The organism is Rhizobium aethiopicum (genome assembly GCF_014197535.1).
Classification (GTDB): Bacteria; Pseudomonadota; Alphaproteobacteria; order Rhizobiales; family Rhizobiaceae; genus Rhizobium; species Rhizobium aethiopicum_A.
Genome location: NZ_JACIFV010000005.1, coordinates 1 through 16944 on the forward strand (window position 1 = coordinate 1; position 16944 = coordinate 16944).

General features: G+C 62.4%; 17 protein-coding genes. 5 read left to right on the top strand and 12 right to left on the bottom strand.

What is annotated here, in order from left to right:
- Window positions 1-149: 149 nt before the first annotated feature.
- A complete protein-coding gene (locus GGD53_RS09100; protein WP_184455150.1) occupies window positions 150-668 on the bottom strand; it encodes a glycosyl transferase in 519 nt (172 codons plus the stop codon).
- A gap of 139 nt (window positions 669-807) precedes the next feature.
- Here GGD53_RS09100 and GGD53_RS09105 point away from each other — a divergent pair, with 139 nt between their 5' ends.
- Both GGD53_RS09105 and GGD53_RS09110 read left to right on the top strand, forming a co-directional pair.
- On the top strand, window positions 808-1965 hold the full coding sequence (locus GGD53_RS09105) for a PA0069 family radical SAM protein (protein WP_184455152.1): 1158 nt from the start codon (window positions 808-810) through the stop codon (window positions 1963-1965).
- Between the two features lie 167 nt (window positions 1966-2132).
- Window positions 2133-2822: a ribonuclease HII gene (locus tag GGD53_RS09110; RefSeq protein ID WP_184455153.1), complete on the top strand. Its 690-nt coding sequence runs from the start codon at window positions 2133-2135 to the stop codon at window positions 2820-2822.
- Window positions 2823-3177: 355 nt separating this feature from the next.
- On the opposite strand, the gene GGD53_RS09115 is transcribed toward GGD53_RS09110, so the two are convergent.
- The 11 genes from GGD53_RS09115 to GGD53_RS09165 form a co-directional block, all read right to left on the bottom strand.
- Entirely contained in the window at window positions 3178-3669 is a 492-nt protein-coding gene (locus tag GGD53_RS09115; RefSeq protein WP_085777143.1) for a F0F1 ATP synthase subunit B, read from the bottom strand.
- Between the two features lie 3 nt (window positions 3670-3672).
- Window positions 3673-4296: a F0F1 ATP synthase subunit B gene (locus tag GGD53_RS09120; RefSeq protein WP_184455155.1), complete on the bottom strand. Its 624-nt coding sequence runs from the start codon at window positions 4294-4296 to the stop codon at window positions 3673-3675.
- A gap of 77 nt (window positions 4297-4373) precedes the next feature.
- Window positions 4374-4601 (bottom strand): F0F1 ATP synthase subunit C, encoded by a 228-nt coding sequence (locus GGD53_RS09125; RefSeq protein WP_003588243.1) that lies wholly within the window; start codon window positions 4599-4601, stop codon window positions 4374-4376.
- 68 nt (window positions 4602-4669) lie between these two features.
- Window positions 4670-5422, bottom strand: a complete 753-nt coding sequence (locus GGD53_RS09130) for a F0F1 ATP synthase subunit A (protein ID WP_064800844.1) — start codon at window positions 5420-5422, stop codon at window positions 4670-4672.
- 61 nt (window positions 5423-5483) lie between these two features.
- On the bottom strand, window positions 5484-5819 hold the full coding sequence (locus GGD53_RS09135; RefSeq protein WP_184455156.1) for an AtpZ/AtpI family protein: 336 nt from the start codon (window positions 5817-5819) through the stop codon (window positions 5484-5486).
- 272 nt (window positions 5820-6091) lie between these two features.
- On the bottom strand, window positions 6092-7303 hold the full coding sequence (locus GGD53_RS09140; protein WP_184455157.1) for a cell wall hydrolase: 1212 nt from the start codon (window positions 7301-7303) through the stop codon (window positions 6092-6094).
- Window positions 7304-7586: 283 nt separating this feature from the next.
- Window positions 7587-9488 (bottom strand): potassium transporter Kup, encoded by a 1902-nt coding sequence (locus tag GGD53_RS09145; RefSeq protein ID WP_184455158.1) that lies wholly within the window; start codon window positions 9486-9488, stop codon window positions 7587-7589.
- An 18-nt stretch (window positions 9489-9506) separates the two neighbouring features.
- Window positions 9507-10481 (bottom strand): CorA family divalent cation transporter, encoded by a 975-nt coding sequence (locus tag GGD53_RS09150; RefSeq protein ID WP_184455159.1) that lies wholly within the window; start codon window positions 10479-10481, stop codon window positions 9507-9509.
- Between the two features lie 450 nt (window positions 10482-10931).
- Complete coding sequence (locus GGD53_RS09155) at window positions 10932-12116, bottom strand: Mrp/NBP35 family ATP-binding protein (RefSeq protein WP_184455160.1); 1185 nt, start codon at window positions 12114-12116, stop codon at window positions 10932-10934.
- A gap of 614 nt (window positions 12117-12730) precedes the next feature.
- Window positions 12731-13465, bottom strand: a complete 735-nt coding sequence (locus tag GGD53_RS09160; RefSeq protein ID WP_184455675.1) for a LuxR family transcriptional regulator — start codon at window positions 13463-13465, stop codon at window positions 12731-12733.
- A 218-nt stretch (window positions 13466-13683) separates the two neighbouring features.
- Window positions 13684-14478: an IclR family transcriptional regulator gene (locus GGD53_RS09165; RefSeq protein ID WP_184455161.1), complete on the bottom strand. Its 795-nt coding sequence runs from the start codon at window positions 14476-14478 to the stop codon at window positions 13684-13686.
- 104 nt (window positions 14479-14582) lie between these two features.
- On the opposite strand from GGD53_RS09165, the gene GGD53_RS09170 reads away from it, so the two are divergent.
- The 3 genes from GGD53_RS09170 to GGD53_RS09180 are packed head-to-tail and all read left to right on the top strand — an operon-like array spanning window position 14583 to window position 16943.
- Window positions 14583-15380, top strand: a complete 798-nt coding sequence (locus GGD53_RS09170; protein ID WP_184455163.1) for an SDR family NAD(P)-dependent oxidoreductase — start codon at window positions 14583-14585, stop codon at window positions 15378-15380.
- Window positions 15380-16297, top strand: a complete 918-nt coding sequence (locus tag GGD53_RS09175; protein ID WP_184455164.1) for a 2-dehydro-3-deoxygalactonokinase — start codon at window positions 15380-15382, stop codon at window positions 16295-16297. Before GGD53_RS09170 ends, GGD53_RS09175 begins: the two co-directional genes overlap by 1 nt.
- 13 nt (window positions 16298-16310) lie before the next feature.
- Window positions 16311-16943 carry a 2-dehydro-3-deoxy-6-phosphogalactonate aldolase gene (locus GGD53_RS09180; protein WP_184455165.1) on the top strand — a complete coding sequence of 211 codons (633 nt, stop codon included), beginning with the start codon at window positions 16311-16313 and terminating at the stop codon, window positions 16941-16943.
- The last annotated feature ends 1 nt before the right edge of the window (window position 16944 follow it).

Below are 16944 nucleotides of genomic sequence, written 5' to 3' on the forward strand. Positions count from 1 at the left end.
CGGGCCGATGAGGCCTAAAGCAGCACACACGACAGAATGAAAACTGTCAGGTATCATCCCGGTCCAAAATGTCGACCATCAACCCGGTCGTTCACGGGTCTGCACCGGACAGCCATGAACCATCCAGACATCATGAAGCGTAGAACGGCTCAGCGCGCAGCGCGCGCCACCCAGGAGGGAATCAATTCACTTGCGAGCTTGCGCGGCTTCTGGCCCTTGGCGAAGTCGGCAACAGGCATCCCGCTTCTGGCGGCGGCGAGCGCCAGGTTCTTCGGCATCAACAGCCCGAGCTCCAGCGGCGGCCGGGCGCGAGCGACGCGCTGGAAGAAGGGGCGTCGATAGCCGCGCGACGCGGTAAAACGGGCCGGCGCCTTGTTCAGCGCCATATACTCGGCGATCTCATCGATCCACCCGGCCTGCGGCCTTGACCCCGGCTCGACGAAGAGCAGCCATTCGCCGCGGGCGGAGCGGACAATGTCCTTGATATCCCATTGCGAATGGAAACGGCAGCCGGCGGCGTCGGCGACCCGCGAGGTGCCGTCGCGTGAGCCGTGATCGAGCACGATCACATCGCTGACGAGCCCTTCCACCGCGCCTGCCACCAATACCGATAAGGTCTGAGCCAGTTCGGATTCCTGATCCTGGCATTCGAGAACAACCGTCAACATCGATTATTCATAATGCGCCGCACAATTTTTTGCCAGCACCCTTTTCCGCATTTTGTTCTTGCATTGTTCTCATTTTGCCGATAGGAATTTAATCATCAAAACGGGCGGAGGCAATGGCTTTCCGCCGCGGGAGAATCCGATGAGAGAGCAGTCCCTGGCAGGGCAGGCCGCATTCGCGCCTGCCAATACGGCAGATATTGCCGATGCGATGATCGTGTCCTCAGGTCTCAGGGTCGAGGGCGACCGGCGGCGCGGGCGCGGAGCCGGACTGAACCCGACAGGGCGGTTCGAAGCGCTGCAACGGGAGACCTTCGACGACGGCTGGCAGACCCTGGAAGAGCTGCCGCCGTTCAAGACCGAGGTGCAGATCGAAAAGCCGCGCACCGCGATTACCCGCAACGAATCGCCGGATCTTTCCTTCGACCGCTCGATCAATCCCTATCGTGGCTGTGAGCACGGCTGCATCTATTGTTTCGCCCGCCCGACGCACGCCTATATGGGGCTTTCGGCGGGACTCGATTTCGAGACGAAGCTCTTCGCCAAGCCCGATGCGGCGAAGCTCCTGGAGCGGGAGCTCGCCAAGCCGGGCTACAAGGTGCGGGTGATCGCGATCGGCACCAATACCGACCCCTATCAGCCGATCGAGAAGGAATGGCGCATCATGCGCGGCATCCTCGAGGTGCTGAACAAGGCGAACCATCCGGTGTCGATCGTCACCAAGTCGGCGATGATCCTGCGCGATCTCGACATTCTGCAAGAGATGGCCCGCAAGAACCTGGTGCGCGTCGGCATCTCGGTCACCACGCTCGACCGCAAGCTTGCCCGGGCGATGGAGCCGCGCGCCGCCACGCCGCCGCGACGGCTGGAGACCATTCATGCGCTCTCGGAGGCAGGCATCCAGACTGCCGTCATGGCCGCTCCGCTGATCCCGGCGCTGAACGATCACGAGTTGGAACGCATCCTCGAATCGGCAAAGGCTGCCGGCGCCGCCGAGGCGAGTTATGTCATTCTCAGGCTGCCGCTCGAAGTCAGCCCGCTCTTTCGCGACTGGCTGCTGCAGCACTATCCCGATCGTTACCGGCATGTGATGTCGCTGGTGCGCTCGATGCGCGGCGGCAAGGATTACGACGCCGAATTCGGCAAGCGCATGAAGGGCGCCGGCCCCTATGCCTGGCAGATCGCCCGGCGTTTCGAAATGGCGGCGAAACGCTTCGAGCTGACGCGGCGCAGCGTGCCGCTGCGCGACGATCTGTTCGTGCCACCGGATGGTAGCGGCGTGCAGCTGTCGCTGCTCTGATTTTTCAAGTTTGCGCATCGGCTGCTCAGAAAAACCGCCCTGTTTTCGAGCCCCGAGCGCAATTCCCGCGGATGGCCCTGACCGCCACCATCCGCCGGGCCGTCCCCGGCCGCCGCCCTGATCCGGGGACTTGCGGGAAATCGGGTTGGCGTGCGAGGTTCAGCCGCATGAAACGTCGCACGCCACCCGATTCTCCCCTGCTTTTCGACACGGTCCCTCTCGTGCCAGATTTCAAGCTCGAGCTCAAAGCCCGCAAGGCCGGCCACTGGCCGGTCGCCGGCGCCGACGAGGCAGGCCGCGGGCCGCTGGCCGGGCCTGTGGTGGCTGCCGCCGTCATCCTCGATCCGAAGCGCATCCCTGAAGGCCTCAACGATTCCAAGCAGCTCTCGGCGCAGCGGCGCGAGGAACTCTTCGTGCAGATCCTGGCGACCGCGACGGTTTCCATCGCCTCCTCCAGCTCGACCCGCATCGACGAAACTGACATTCGCAAGGCGAGCCTGGACGCGATGCGGCGCGCCATCTGCAGCCTCGCCATTCCCGCAAGTTACGTGCTGACGGATGGGCTTGATGTCCCGCCCGGCCTCGATTGCCCCGGACAAGCGGTTGTCAAGGGCGATGCCCGCTCGGTCTCGATCGCCGCCGCCTCGATCGTCGCCAAGGTGACGCGCGACCGGATGATGGCGCGGGCGCATAATGTTTTTCCGGATTACGGGTTTGCCGCCCATGTCGGCTACGGCACGGCGCAGCACCGCGCCGGCATCGAGAAGCACGGTCCCTGTTCGCTGCACCGGATGAGCTTTAGACCGCTGCGCAAGGGCGAGGACGGGCCTGAGATGGACGAGCTGATTTCCGAGTAGCGTAATTCAACGGAAAAAGTGGCAATGCCAAACCCGGCAGCAGAAAGCCGGTGCGGCGGCTTGCTCCCTCTTCTCCCAGCGGGGAGAAGGTGGCCCGAAGGGTCGGATGAGGGGGCCACACGACACACCGATCATTTTGCCCTTCGCTTGCACTCCGTGCATTCGCGGCTTTGCCGCTCGCCCCCTCATCTGCCTGCCGGCATCTTCTCCCCGCTGGGGAGAAGGGATTCGTCGCAGCGTCGCGCCTCATTCTCAGTCGTTTCCGAGTTTGACGTAGAGACTGCATAAAGAGTGAGGTCACCAAAAGAAAAAGGCCGGGACATGCCCAGCCTTTCCCTCATTCATTCGATACCGCTCAGTTGAGCCGTGTCTTGACCTGACCGACGGCGTTGCCGAAGAGCTCCGACTGGACCTTACCATCGGCCTTCTTGGCGAGCACCGTTTCGGCGGCTGCGATGGCCAGATCGACGGCGGCGGAACGCACCGCCTTCATCGCATCGGCCTCGGCCTGCTTGATCTTCTGCTCGGAGAGCGCCGTGCGGTTGGCGACGAATTCTTCCGTCTTCTTCTTCGCCTCGGCGGTCAGCATCTCGGCTTCGCGCTCAGCGGCGGCAACGATGTGGGCAGCTTCCGCTTCCGCTTCCTTGCGCTTGCGCTGGTATTCGGCGAGCAGATGCTGGGCTTCCTCGCGCAGGCGCTTGGCTTCGGCCAGCTCGTTGCGGATCTGGTCGGCGCGGTCGTCGAGCGAGCGTGCCATCATGCCGGGAACCTTGAGGTAAACAACCAGCGCCAGGAAGAGGACGAGGCCGACAAAGGCGAAGAAAGTCGCGTCGAAATGAAATTCCATCGATCAAGCCTCCTTCTTGGCGGCCGCGACGGCGGCGGCGACGTCTGCCTGCGCAGCGGTGCTGCCGATCAGCTGTTCGACGACCGCGGCTGCCGTCTCCTCGGCAATGGTGCCGACGTCAGCGAAAGCCTTGGCCTTGATGTCGGCGATCCGCGCTTCGGCAGCCTTGATCTTTTCCGACAGGCTCGTTTCGACGGTGCGGCGATCCTCTTCGGCCTTGACCTTGGCGGCGTCGCGGGCGGCGGAGCCGATCGCGTGGGATTTGGCGCGGGCAGAGGCCAGTTCGCCTTCATAGGTCTGGACGGCGGCGTCGGCTTCCGCCTTCAGGCGGCCTGCTTCTTCCAGATCCTGAGAGATGCGCGTGTGGCGCTGGTCGAGGATCGCCCCGATGCGCGGTGCGATGACCTTTTGCATAAGGAGGTAGAAGACGCCGAACGTAATCACCAGCCAGAGTAGCTGGGACGCGTAGGTCGTCGAATCGAAAGGCGGGAACGGGCCGCGGGCGTGTTCGCCTTCGGCAACACCGGTCTCGGTATGGACCTCGCCTGCGGCCGGAGCGGCATGCGCATCCGTGCCGGTCGCTGCCGCCGGTGCTTCTTCAGCGTAAGCCGGGGTCACAAAAAACATGCTCACCTCCAGGTGGACTGCAAATGCAAAGGATCACGGCTTGCGGTCGCAGGCCGTGATCCATCTATTCGCCGATATCAGACAGCGAAGAGGAGGAGGAGAGCGACGAGCAGCGAGAAGATGCCCAGAGCTTCCGTAACGGCGAAGCCGAATACCAGACGGCCGAACTGGCTGTCAGCGGCAGACGGATTGCGCAGAGCGCCGGAGAGGTAGCTGCCGAAGATATTGCCGAGGCCGAGAGCCGTACCGGCCATACCAAAGCAAGCCAGGCCTGCACCGATGAACTTTGCTGCTTCCGCTTCCATGTTGAACTCCTTTGAAATGGTTGTTGCGGCGAATGACTGACGCCCCGGAGACGTCGTTGTCGTTATCCTTAGTGCCCGCCCGGATGGATTGCGTCGTTGAGGTACATGCAAGTCAGCACCGCGAAGACGTAAGCCTGAAGGAAGGCGACGAGGAACTCGAGACCGGTCAGGGCGACGGTCATGATGAGGGGAAGAACGGCGCCGCCGATACCGACTGCACCAAGGGTTCCAAGCGAGGCGACGAAGCCTGCGAACACCTTCAGCGTGATGTGACCGGCGAGCATGTTGGCAAAAAGACGAACGGAGAGCGAAATCGGACGGGACAGGAAGGAAATGATTTCGATCGCGACGACCAGCGGCAGCAATATGCCCGGCACGCCCGAAGGCACGAAGACATTCAGGAAGTGGAAACCGTGCTTATAGAAGCCGTAGATCAGAACCGTGCTGATGACGAGGATCGCCAGCGCGAAGGTGACGATAATCTGGCTGGTGATCGTGAAGAAATAGGGGAACATGCCGAGCAGATTCGCCGTCAGCACGAACATGAAGAGCGAGAAGACCAGCGGGAAGAACTTCAGCCCCTGCTTGCCCGCGCCTTCCTTGAGCATGTTGGCGATAAATTCATAGGACATTTCCGCGACCGACTGCGAACGGCCGGGCACGATGGCGCGGTTCGAGGTCGAGAAATAAAGGAACCCTGCGGCAACAGCTGCAGAAGCGACCATGAAGAGCGATGCGTTGGTGAACGAAAAATCAATTCCGCCGATTTCGATCGGGACAATCTTCTGGATCAGGAACTGATGAGTCGGATCGTTAGACACCGCTTGTTCTCTCTCTTTGGCCCGCAGGACGCGGGGTCATTGCACTGGACCGGGACCGGCCCTATTTCTTGTCCTGGTCGTCCAGCGGATGGGCAACCACCCCCGCAGAACGCAGCACGTTCAGAACGCCGGCACAGAATCCGAGAAGCAGAAGAACAATCAACCCCCAAGGCGCCGTGCCAACAAAACGGTCGAGAAGATAGCCAAGGACGGCACCGACGACGATTGCGGCAATGAACTCGCTGGAAAGCTTCATCGCCTGGGCATAACCTTTGCGGCTTACCTCAGCTTGGGCCTCGCTTGCTTGTTCCACTCCCGCCTCAGCGCGCTTGGTCGCGAGTTCCGCTCCCAGTTGCGCACGGCGCTTCTCAAGACTTTCCTCGCGGTCGTCCGCCATGGATCTCTCCTCGCCTGCCCGTCGCCCGCACTCCCGCTACCCCGGTCATTCGGACCCCGGACGCGAAGGTTGAGACCCTTCCGGCCCGTTCTGAAGTCGCGCGCAACATAGTTTTAGGGATTGGTATAGTCAAGGCGTAGACGGCTTCTGTCCAGCCAGAAAATAAATTCGGGAAATCAAAGGGATAAGTCGATTTTCGGCCGCGCGCGCAAATTCGACGGAAAGAATCCGCTTTTAGGGGCAGAAAATCGGCCTGACCCCAGCGCTTTATCTCAGCTCCAGCCGCCGCCATAGGTGCGGTAGAAGACGTGGAGACCGATGCGCCCGACCTTTTCCATGGTCTTTGCCCATTTCGGGCGGACATAAACGGCATGGTAGTGCGTTGCCGACCCGACCTGCGGCAGCCAGATCTTGCCTGATGTCACCGCCATGGCCACGTCGCGGGCCACCCGCCAGTGATATTGCGAATTCACCCGGTCCTTGATGCTGTCGCAGGCGAAGGAAAACTGGCAGCGGTTGCGCCAATCCTCGTTCTGGTAAACGACGCCGCAGATGCTCTTGGGATAGGCGGGGTTACGAACACGGTTGAGGATGACCTGGGCGACGGCCGCCTGGCCCTTCACCGATTCCCCGCGCGCCTCGAAATAAATTCCGGAGGCAAGGCATTGCTGCTCGCGGGCGGAGAAGACGCTCGGCGGCAGCACGCTTGCGGCCCAGGCGTGGTCGCCCGGACCGATCTGGGGAACGAAGCGGCCGCTTTCCGGTTCGGTCAGGATCGAATCGAAGGGCGACTGGCGGGCATAATCCGGTGACGCCGGCGCATAGGCGGTGGCAAGCACGTCGGCCTTGTTGCTGGTGACGAGGCTTGCGAGCATCGCCGGCACGCCGACCTGCGGCATCACCGGCTGCTTCTTATAGAAAGAGGTGGCGATCTCGATTTCCCTGCCCTGGATCTTCGGCTTGACGAAAGCCGACCGGTCCTTGAGATCGAAATTCGGTGTGAAGAGCATCTTGGTGCGCTCGAGAATCGAGCCGGCGGAAAAGTCCTTCGGCGGCTGCATCTTCTCGACGGCGACAACGCGGCCTTTCTTCGTGCCGCGAATGACGCGGTCCTCGTCCGGCGTGTCTTCGTGACCCTTGTCCTTGGCCGTAAAAGCCACCTTGCGGCCATCGGGCAGCACCATGCCGGCGCCTGAGGCGATCGAGCCGGTCGCGGCCGGATCGGCGAAGGCGAGCTCGGCCTGATGGATGGAGCCGGCCGGCGAATTGGTCAGCACCATGCGCCAGCTCTCCCCTTCACCGTCGAGACCGGCGAGCATGGTGGCGAGATCGGCGTGGGAGGCAACGCTTGGGAAGATCAGCCAGACGGCAAGCCCGAAGATGGCGGGCGAGACCCAGTTCTCGGGGAGAAGACGCAGCTTGCTACGGGAAGGGCTCTTTCGACGCAACACGAACTCCGGGCATGGAACGCGGGAACATGCCATCGAAAATCTCTCATTAACCTTGACGTCCGGTTAACGAAGCGTGCCGGAAAGTAGCAGCGGGAGTTTTTGGATGTTCTAATATGGCTGATAAGTTCATGGGACGAGGTGTGTGTCGCAGCCTTGTGAAAGACCCCGCCCCAACCCCTCCCCACAAGGGGGAGGGACTAACCCGGGGGTTCCGCCTCGCTCCTCCGACACGTTGCAGATATGGTAAGCCGGCGCGGCAAGTTAAGCCCCTCCCCCTTGTGGGGAGGGGTTTGGGGCGGGGTCTTTGCCCCACGCATCAAATAATAACGTGCGAGCCCAGCTCCACCACGCGGTTGGCCGGCAGGCGGAAGTAGTCCGAGGGGTTGGCGGCGGCGTTGGCCAGCGCGATGTACAGCCGGTCCTGCCAGTAGGGCATGCCCGACTTGGCATCCGGCACCAGTTTGCGGCGGCCGAGATAGAAGGAGGTCGACATGATGTCGAACTTCAGTCCGGTCTTGCGCAGCGTTGCCAGCGCCTGCGAGACGTTCTGCGATTCCATGAAGCCGAAGAGCAGCTCGACGCGCGAGAAGCGTTCGGAAATCGGCTCGACCTTGTAGCGGTCGTGGCTCGGCACACGCGGCTTGTTCACCGTACGGATCGTCAGAATGACGTTGCGATCGTGAAGCACGTGGTTGTGCTTGAGATTGTGCAGCAGGGCGGCGGGGGCCGATTCCGGATCGCTGGTCAGGAAGATCGCCGTGCCGGGAACCTGCGCCGGCGAATGCTCGCTCTTGCGCTCGATGGAACTGACGAAGGAGGCGAGCGGAATATCGGTGTGCCGGGTCTTCTCCATCAAGATCGCGGTGCCGCGGCGCCAGGTCCACATGACGACGGTAAAGGCGGTGGCGATCAGGATCGGGATATAGCCGCCATCATGGATCTTCAGAAGGTTGGCGCCGAGGAAGATCATTTCGAGGACGACGAGCGGCGCGAGCGCGATCACCGCGACCGGCAGCGACCAGTTCCAGCGGGCCCGGACGAATTCGAAGGCCATGATCGAGGTGACGACCATGGCGCCGGTGACGGAGATGCCGTAGGCGGTGGCCAATGCGTCCGACGTCTTGAAGCTCAGCACCAGGAAGATGACGCCGAAGAATAGCACGGCGTTGACCGACGGCAAGAAGATCTGTCCGGTATTGGTTTCCGAGGTGAAGAGGATTTCCATGCGCGGCAGGAAGCCGAGGTTGATGCCCTGGCGCACCAGCGAAAAGGCCCCCGTTATGACGGCCTGGCTGGCGATGATTGTTGCGGCGGTGGCGAGGATGACGACCGGCAGCAGCGCCCATTGCGGAAACATCAGATAGAAGGGATCGGACATCGTCTCCGGTCTGCCGAGCACGAGCGCGCCCTGCCCGAGATAGTTCAGCGTCAACGCCGGAAACACCAGCGCGAACCAGGCCCATTGGATCGGGCGACGGCCGAAATGGCCGAGATCGGCATAAAGCGCCTCGGCGCCCGTCACCGTCAGGAAGACGGCACCAAGCACGACGACACCATAAAAACCCTCATGCAGCAGGAAGCTGACGGCATAATAGGGGTTGAAGGCGGCCAGAATGCCGAAATCGTCGGAGATATGGGAAATGCCGGCGGCGGCGATGACGAGGAACCAGACGGCGGTGATCGGGCCGAAGAATTTGGCGACGGCGCCGGTGCCGCGCGACTGCACGACGAAGAGCAGCACCAGGATCGCCACCGAGATCGGCACGATATATTCCGCCAGGCTGGGCGTGACGAGCTTCAGACCCTCGACGGCCGACAGCACCGAAAGCGCCGGCGTGATCATCGCATCGCCGAGGAACAGGGCAGCGCCCATCAGTCCGAGCAGCATCAGCATTGCGGTATGGCCGTTGGCGGTCTTCATCAGAAGGGCGAGCAGCGACAGCGTGCCGCCCTCCCCGTCGTTGTCGGCGCGCAGCAGGAAGAGAACGTATTTGATGGTGACGATGATGGTCAGCGCCCAGATCATCAGCGAAATCAGACTGATGACCTCGAAACGGGTGACGCCGTCATGGGCGACGGGCTTCAGCGCCTCGCGAAAAGCGTAGAGCGGGCTCGTGCCGATATCGCCGTAGACGACACCGACGGAACCGAGCGCGAGATAGAACAGCTTGCGCGGCGTCATATGGCGATCGTGCGGAGGATGGCTCTCTTCGGACATGAAATTTCAACAAGCTCCTCAGAGCCAGCCTTTCCAGCGAAAAAAGAAAAATGGAATGACGGCCGATATTACCATCAAGGCCAGCGAATAGGGATAACCCGCGGTCCAGGCCAATTCCGGCATGACCTGAAAATTCATGCCATAGATGGAGGCGACCAATGTCGGCGGCAGGAACACGACCGAGGCGATCGAGAAAATCTTGATGATCGAGTTCTGCTCGATGTTGATGAGGCCGAGCGAGGCATCGAGCAGGAAGGTGATGTTGGCGGCGACGAAGGAGGCATGCTCCGACAGCGACTGAATGTCGCGCGAGACGGTGCGGCAGAGCTCCTTCGCCTCGTGGTCCTGCTGGATCGCCGGGACCGTGTAAAAGAATGTCAGAAGCCGGGAAAGCGAGCCGAGACTGTCTCGCAGCTTGCTGATCATGCGGTGATGACCGGCGATATCGCGCAATTTCTGCTCGAGGTAGTTCGAAGGCTTGCGGACCTTTTTCGCCCTGCCGAAGACATGCGTCGACAAGATGTCGATGCGCGAGACGGAGGTTTCGAGGATTTCGGCGGTCCGGTCGACGATCGTCTCCAGCAGCTTGGCGAGAAGGGCCGCGCCGCTGCGCCAGTTTTCCGGCAGCCGGTGAAGGGCGGCGATGAACAGCGCAAAGGATTTCGGTTGGGCGTAGCGGATGGTGACCAGGCGGTTTCCGGCCAGGATGAAGGCGACGTCGGTCAGCGTCGGCGCGTCGGTATCGGCCTTCCAGACCAGCGAAGCGGTCATGAAGACGGCGTCGTTTTCGATATAAAGGCGAGCCGACGGTTCGATGTCCTTGAGATCGTCACGGGTCGGAACCTCGATGCCGAGAACCTTCTCGACATAAAGCTCCTCCTCGCGGCTCGGCTCGATCATGTCGATCCAGACGACATCCTCGGGAAAGGATGCCGGCTGCGCGAGATCGCGGATTTCGACCGATTTGCAATTGGAACGGTAAGCGGTGATCACCGGCAGCGTCTCCGATGCTCACGACACTTCGTGGTCATCATCTTCATTGCAAGCCTTTCCATCCGTCCGCCATCGCGGCAATGCGAGGGTGGCTCGTTCCAGGCCCAAACGGAAGCGGATCAAGAAAGTTCATACAACTCCGGCTGCACCCGGCCGCAAAAGCCAGCATGCCCATTGTGCTCCACCGCATCGCAGTACCCATCCTTCGACCTTGCAGGCGGGCCGGACCTTCGAAACGAAGACGGCCGTCGTTGAGCATCTGCAGCAATGCCATCATGGCGCCGCGGCATATGAAGCAAAGCCGTGAAATAATCAAGACATCTTCCGTGAAGCGCGGCTTTTCACCACATTTCCCGCACAATTCGGGGTGATCGCAACGGTGATTCGGCGGCTCAGCGCTCTGCTGTCATGCGCGCCCTGGCCCGGAAGTCCTGCCCATAAACGGAGACGTCATTCAAAGACGATCGCCGGCGCCGGGCGCTGGGGCTGGCCGCCGAGCTGCTGCCATACCTTGGCGGCGATACCGCGATAGATGCCGGCGACGACGCCGTTCGGATCGGAGGCAACGAGCGGCGTGCCGGCGTCGGAGGTTTCGCGGATGTTCATCGTCAGCGGCACTTCGCCGAGGAAGGGCACGCCGATGCGCTCGGCCTCCTTGCGGGCGCCGCCATGGCCGAAGATGTCGTAGCGGGTGCCGGTATCGGGGGCGATGAAATAGCTCATATTCTCGACGATACCGAGCACTGGCACCTCGACCTTGCGGAACATGTTGAGGCCCTTGCGGGCATCGATCAGGGCGAGATCCTGCGGTGTCGAGACGATGACGGCGCCGGCAAGCGGCACCTGCTGGGCCATCGTCAACTGCGCATCGCCGGTGCCGGGCGGCATGTCGACGACGAGGACGTCGAGCTCGCCCCAGGCCACTTCGCGCAGCATCTGCATCAGGGCCGACTGGACCATCGGTCCGCGCCAGATCATCGCCGTCTCCTCGTCAACGAGGAAACCCATCGACATGACCTTGAGGCCGTAATTCTCCATCGGATTGATGATGCGGCCATCGATCTGCGTCGGGCGGCCGGAGATCTTCAAGAGCCGCGGCATCGAGGGGCCGTAAATATCGGCATCGAGAATACCGACGCGAAGACCGTTGGCGAGCAGGCCGAGCGCCAGGTTGACGGCGGTGGTGGACTTGCCGACCCCGCCCTTGCCGGAGGCGACGGCAATGATGGCGCCGATACCGGGGACGCCGATCTTGCCGGTTCGGGGCGGCTGTTGCTGCGGCGCATGCCCGTGATGCCCATGATCATGACCCCCATGATCGTGGCCGGCGTGACCGTGGGGCGGATTCGACGCCGGGCGGGCAGCGGGCGCGGCGGCGGCCGCCTTCTTGTCCGCCGTCAGTGTGACGAGCGCACCCTTGACACCCGGCATCTCCTTGATGACGCGCTCGGCGGCGAGCCGCATCGGCTCCAGCTCCTTGGCGCGCTCGGCCGGAACGGTGATGGAAAAATAGACCTTGCCGTCGGAGATGAAGACATCGGAGACCATGCCGAGCGCGACGATGTCGTGCTCGAGATCCGGTCCGCGCACGGTCTTCAGCGTTTCGAGAACCTTTTCCTTCGTGACGTCGGTCATTCCACCCTCATTGCTTCTTCCCGCAGACTACGGCGCCGCGCGTCTTTCAAGACGCACGCATGATTTTAGTCTTGGCCGATTCCGACCAAGGCACGAAATCATGCGGTAGAGATAGTGGAGCCGCACGCCTTCGCCAAACAAAATCATCGGGAGGAAAATCGATTTGCCGGCTTCAAAAACGCCGGCGGGGACCCCGCGAAGCCGTTGCGGCCATCAAGTCCGCCGGGCTTTTCGCCCTGATGGCCGCAACGGTCTCTCTCCCCGAGAACCGGCGCAATGCGGGGCGAACTAGCGCAAGCCAAAAAAAAGGCCAGAGAAAAGTGACCGGGGAGAGGAATTCGTGAACAGCTGCGGAAGAAGCGGTGCCAAAAGGCAACAACCGCCACCGACGCCGAGGGCCGGGAGAGAGGCGGCGTCGGCGTCGGTCAGCGGTGTGTCGGCCGCGCCATTTCCTGGCGCTGGTCATCAAAGTCCCCTCTGGACCTCTGGCAAAGGAAATGCAGAAAGCGTGCCAGATGAAAAAATTGGGAAAAGCGCTGAGAAGTGCCGGCGGCGCATCCCGGTTCTGCCTAAGCACTGAGCGACCGCCCGCAGCGCGCCGCCATCTTTGCGACTTATTTGATCAGGCCGATCCGCAGCGCCTTGGCGACCGCCTGGGTGCGGTTGACCGTGTCGAGCTTCTTGGTGGCGCGGTTGAGGTAATGATTGATCGTATGCTCGGACAGCGCCAGGATTTCGGCGATTTCGGCGCTGGTCTTGCCGGCAGCCGTCCAGTTGAGGCAGTCGATCTCGCGGTCGGTCAGCGAGTCCGTCATGCGCGTATCGAGGTTGCGGATTTCGGCAAGCCTGTCGAAGACATGGATGGCGATATAGCAAAGCTCGCGCATCTCGGCGGCGCTGAAGGGTTCACGGTCGCCGGAGAAGGAGACGGCACCGCGCAGGCCTGAGGCCTCATGCGTTGGGAAGTAGGCACCCCGGATCATCCTGAAACGCTCGAACAACCCCGTGACCAGGGCGGACTTGCCGTCGTCACGTGACCAGGCCTCGCGCGACATGTCGTAGAAAAAAGGCCGTGTCGATGTTCTCAGCCGCCTCAGAACCGGGCTGTTCACCATCAGCGCTTCCTGGTCGTAGAGCGCCAGAAGCTCGGCCGGCCAACTGGTGATGACGGTGTTGCCCTGCAGGTCGAGAGAGGTGATCGGCGGCAGGTTGAGAACCATGAAAGCGCGGCTGCGATAGGTTTCGGTGACGCGTTTCAAGAAGCGAAAAATATCGAACTGCGTCTTCAGGCCGGCAATTTCGCTGATGTAATCGTCTTCTTCCGTGGATGTTTGCGACAAGGGTACCATCACAGTTTTCATCTTCGGCGCCGCGGCCGGTTCGGTTGCATCGAGGCGTGAGGAGCGTGAGTTAGATCACATGGAGCCGGCCTCGGCAGACAGGCTTCGGCCGATGCGTGGTTGCAGATTTCGCGGGCCATTCCACTTGGCGTGATTCGCCCGTAAATCTCAATATCGCGCTCATCATAAGCATGCTCAGCAAGCGGGTCCGGCAAAGGCGGTAACCGTTAACGGCGCGGGCCGAGGCGGACGCGCATGCCCTCCATAATCCTTGCAGCCGCCAGCTGTACGGGAACGGCCCACTGACGCAGAAGTTCCATCGACAGCCGATAGGCCGGGCCGGTGACCGAAATGCCGCCGATGAAGGTGCGATCCTCCGACCAGACCGGTGCGGCGACGCAGCGGATGCCGGCCTCGTGCTCCTCGCGGTCGAAAGCATAGCCCTGTTCGGCAATCTCGCGGATTTCGGCGGCAAGCGTCTCGGCCGAAGCATGGGTCGAGGCGGTAAAGCTGGTGAAGCTCAGGCCGGCGAGGAGGTCGACAAGAGTTTCCGGCGGAAGCAGCGAAAGAGCGGCCTTGCCGACGCCGGTGCAGTAGCAGGGCGACGCGTTGCCGATCTGCGAATACATGCGCACCGGCTGACGGCCTTCGACCTTGTCGAGATAGATGATCGACTGTCCCCGGAGAACGCCGAGATGCACCGTCTCGCCGGTCGCCTGCTGGAGTTCGCTCAGGTGCGGTTCGGCAACCAGGCGGAATTCGTTGCGCGCCCAGCTGCGCGCGGCAAAATCGAGCAGGCGCAGGCCCGGCGCATAACGGCCGTCGCCATCAAGCTCGAGCAGCCCCTCCTCCACCAGGTGGCTGAGCTGGCGATGCAGCGTGCCGCGCGGCTGGCGGGCGCGCGCCAGGATATCGGTGAAGCGCAATGGCGTATCCGCATGGGTGACGAGATCGAGGAGAACCATCAATTTGCCGAGGGTGCCGGTCTCGCGTGTCTGGGACATGCCGTCACTTGAAGTCATTGTCTATGTGCCATTAGATCGGTCCGCGCTTGCAAAGCCTGCGCCCTTGACAGAAAGGCCAGCATAATCGGATAATTCCACATAGTCAAATTAAGTTCCAAATAATGGAACGTGAGAGATCGGAGGAGACGGTGAGCGCAGTGGCAGCACAATTTCCCGAGTTCAAGGATCGCGCCGTGCTCGTGACCGGCGGCGGATCCGGCATCGGCGCGGCGATCGTCGAAGGTTTCGCACGCCAGGGCGCCAAGGTCTCCTTCATCGACATTGCCGAGACGGCCGGCAGCGAACTCGCCGAAAGACTGTCGCGGGAAACGGCGCATCCGGTGCTCTTCTACCATGCCGATCTGCGCGACATCGAGGCGATCCGGCGCACGGTCGATGCCGTCGTTACCAAGTCCGGGCCGGTCCGCGTGCTCGTCAACAACGCGGCCTGGGACGACCGCCATGAATTTGATGATGTGACCGAGGCCTATTGGGACAATAATCAGGCGGTCAATCTGCGGCACGTGTTCTTCACCTCGCAGGCAGTGGCGCCGTCGATGCGGTCGGCCGGCGGCGGCGCGATCGTCAATATGTCGTCGATCGCCTTCAAGCTGAACATGGGCGGATTTCCCGCCTATGCGGCAGCGAAGGCGGCGGTCGTCGGACTGACGAAGAGCATGGCCGGCCGGCTCGGGCCGGAGAACATCCGGGTCAACTGCATCCTGCCCGGCATGGTCGTCACCGAGCGGCAGATGCAGCTCTGGCTCACCGAGGAAAGCATCGCGCGCTCGGTCGAGCAGCAATGCCTGAAATTCCCGCTCAAGGCGGAAGCCATCGTCGGTCCCTGCCTGTTTCTTGCATCCGACTGCGCGGCTGGTATGACCGCCCAGTCCCTGATCGTCGATGGAGGCGTTTTGTAATGGCTAATCCCGCTTATGTCGCGGTGGACTGGGGCACCAGCAGTTTCCGGCTCTGGCTGATCGGCAGGGACGGCGGCATCCTTGCCGAACGCCGCAGCGGCGAAGGCATGACGAGCGCGGCTAAGATCGGCTTTTCCACCGTGCTGTCAGGCCATCTCGCCGCTGTCGAAGCGCCGGAAGGCCTGCCGGTGATCGTCTGCGGCATGGCCGGCGCAAGGCAGGGCTGGGTCGAGGCTGGTTATATCGACGTGCCCGCGCCGCTCGCCTCGATCCTCACCGCGGCGGTCCGCGTGCCGGGTGAAAGCCGTGACATCCGCATCCTGCCGGGCCTTGCCCAGCGGGACGTGGCGAGGCCCGATGTCATGCGCGGCGAGGAAACCCAGCTTCTCGGCGCACTCGGCCGCGCGAATTCGGAGGCGCAGGCAGTCTGCATGCCCGGCACGCATTCGAAATGGGTGCATGTCGTGGATGGCAAGGTCGCCGGCTTTTCGACTTTCATGACCGGCGAGCTTTTCGACGCGATCAGTAAAAACACGATCCTATCGCATGCCGTGTCGGGTGCCGAACAACAGCCGGCGGATGCGGCTGCCTTCGAGGCGGCCGTATCGGCGGCCTTTGCGCATCCCGCACTTGCCTCCAATCTGCTGTTTACCGCCCGTTCGGGCCAGCTGCTGCACGGGATTTCCGCCGCATCAGCGCAGGCCCGGCTTTCCGGCACACTGATCGGCCTCGAAATTGCCGGCGCGCTGCAGGATGCCGCCAACGGCACTGGCATCACCCTCGTCGCCTCCGGACGCCTGCAGGCGCTCTACGAACAGGCCTTCAACACCCTCTCCCTTGCCTTCACCCCCATCGACGCCGACGCGGCCGTGCGCCGCGGCCTATCGGCAGCCGCCGAAGCCATCTGGCCGAATTGAGAAAGCTGACACGATGAACCGTATCCCCTTCCCCGACATGAAGCGCCCGCTGATCGCCATCCTGCGCGGCATCCGGCCCGACGAGACCGAGAGCATCGTCGGCGCCTTGATCGAAAACGGCCTGACGGCGATCGAGATCCCGCTCAATTCGCCGGAGCCATTCAAATCCATCGAGATTGCCGCAAAGATGGCGCCGGCCGAGGTGCTGATCGGCGCCGGCACGGTGCTGACGGTCGAGGCTGTCGACAGCCTGAATGCGGCCGGCGGCAAGCTGCTCGTCACACCCAATGTCGAGCCGGAGGTGATCATCCGGGCGCACGACTACGGTATGGTGACGATGCCGGGCGTCTTTACGCCGACGGAGGCACTGGCGGCAGCGCGCGCCGGCGCCACAGGCCTCAAATTCTTTCCGGCGAGCGTGCTTGGTCCGTCGGGCATCACGGCGATCCGGGCGATCCTGCCGCCGGAGCTGACGATTGCCGCCGTCGGCGGCGTATCGGACAAGAATTTCGCCGATTACACCAAAGCCGGCATCTCAGCCTTCGGCCTCGGCACCAGCCTCTACAAGCCCGGAATGACCGCGGCAGAGGTTGCCGAGCGCGCCAAGGCGACCATTTACGCCTATGATGGAGCCATGGGAGCGTGAA

What these genes read in the sequence shown, in the direction of transcription:
- GGD53_RS09100 (WP_184455150.1), bottom strand. Translation starts at nt 668, where the DNA reads ATGTTGACGGTTGTTCTCGAATGCCAGGATCAGGAATCCGAACTGGCT.
- GGD53_RS09105 (WP_184455152.1), top strand. Translation starts at nt 808, where the DNA reads ATGAGAGAGCAGTCCCTGGCAGGGCAGGCCGCATTCGCGCCTGCCAAT.
- GGD53_RS09110 (WP_184455153.1), top strand. Translation starts at nt 2,133, where the DNA reads ATGAAACGTCGCACGCCACCCGATTCTCCCCTGCTTTTCGACACGGTC.
- GGD53_RS09115 (WP_085777143.1), bottom strand. Translation starts at nt 3,669, where the DNA reads ATGGAATTTCATTTCGACGCGACTTTCTTCGCCTTTGTCGGCCTCGTC.
- GGD53_RS09120 (WP_184455155.1), bottom strand. Translation starts at nt 4,296, where the DNA reads ATGTTTTTTGTGACCCCGGCTTACGCTGAAGAAGCACCGGCGGCAGCG.
- GGD53_RS09125 (WP_003588243.1), bottom strand. Translation starts at nt 4,601, where the DNA reads ATGGAAGCGGAAGCAGCAAAGTTCATCGGTGCAGGCCTGGCTTGCTTT.
- GGD53_RS09135 (WP_184455156.1), bottom strand. Translation starts at nt 5,819, where the DNA reads ATGGCGGACGACCGCGAGGAAAGTCTTGAGAAGCGCCGTGCGCAACTG.
- GGD53_RS09140 (WP_184455157.1), bottom strand. Translation starts at nt 7,303, where the DNA reads ATGGCATGTTCCCGCGTTCCATGCCCGGAGTTCGTGTTGCGTCGAAAG.
- GGD53_RS09145 (WP_184455158.1), bottom strand. Translation starts at nt 9,488, where the DNA reads ATGTCCGAAGAGAGCCATCCTCCGCACGATCGCCATATGACGCCGCGC.
- GGD53_RS09155 (WP_184455160.1), bottom strand. Translation starts at nt 12,116, where the DNA reads ATGACCGACGTCACGAAGGAAAAGGTTCTCGAAACGCTGAAGACCGTG.
- GGD53_RS09160 (WP_184455675.1), bottom strand. Translation starts at nt 13,465, where the DNA reads ATGGTACCCTTGTCGCAAACATCCACGGAAGAAGACGATTACATCAGC.
- GGD53_RS09165 (WP_184455161.1), bottom strand. Translation starts at nt 14,478, where the DNA reads ATGACTTCAAGTGACGGCATGTCCCAGACACGCGAGACCGGCACCCTC.
- GGD53_RS09170 (WP_184455163.1), top strand. Translation starts at nt 14,583, where the DNA reads ATGGAACGTGAGAGATCGGAGGAGACGGTGAGCGCAGTGGCAGCACAA.
- GGD53_RS09175 (WP_184455164.1), top strand. Translation starts at nt 15,380, where the DNA reads ATGGCTAATCCCGCTTATGTCGCGGTGGACTGGGGCACCAGCAGTTTC.
- GGD53_RS09180 (WP_184455165.1), top strand. Translation starts at nt 16,311, where the DNA reads ATGAACCGTATCCCCTTCCCCGACATGAAGCGCCCGCTGATCGCCATC.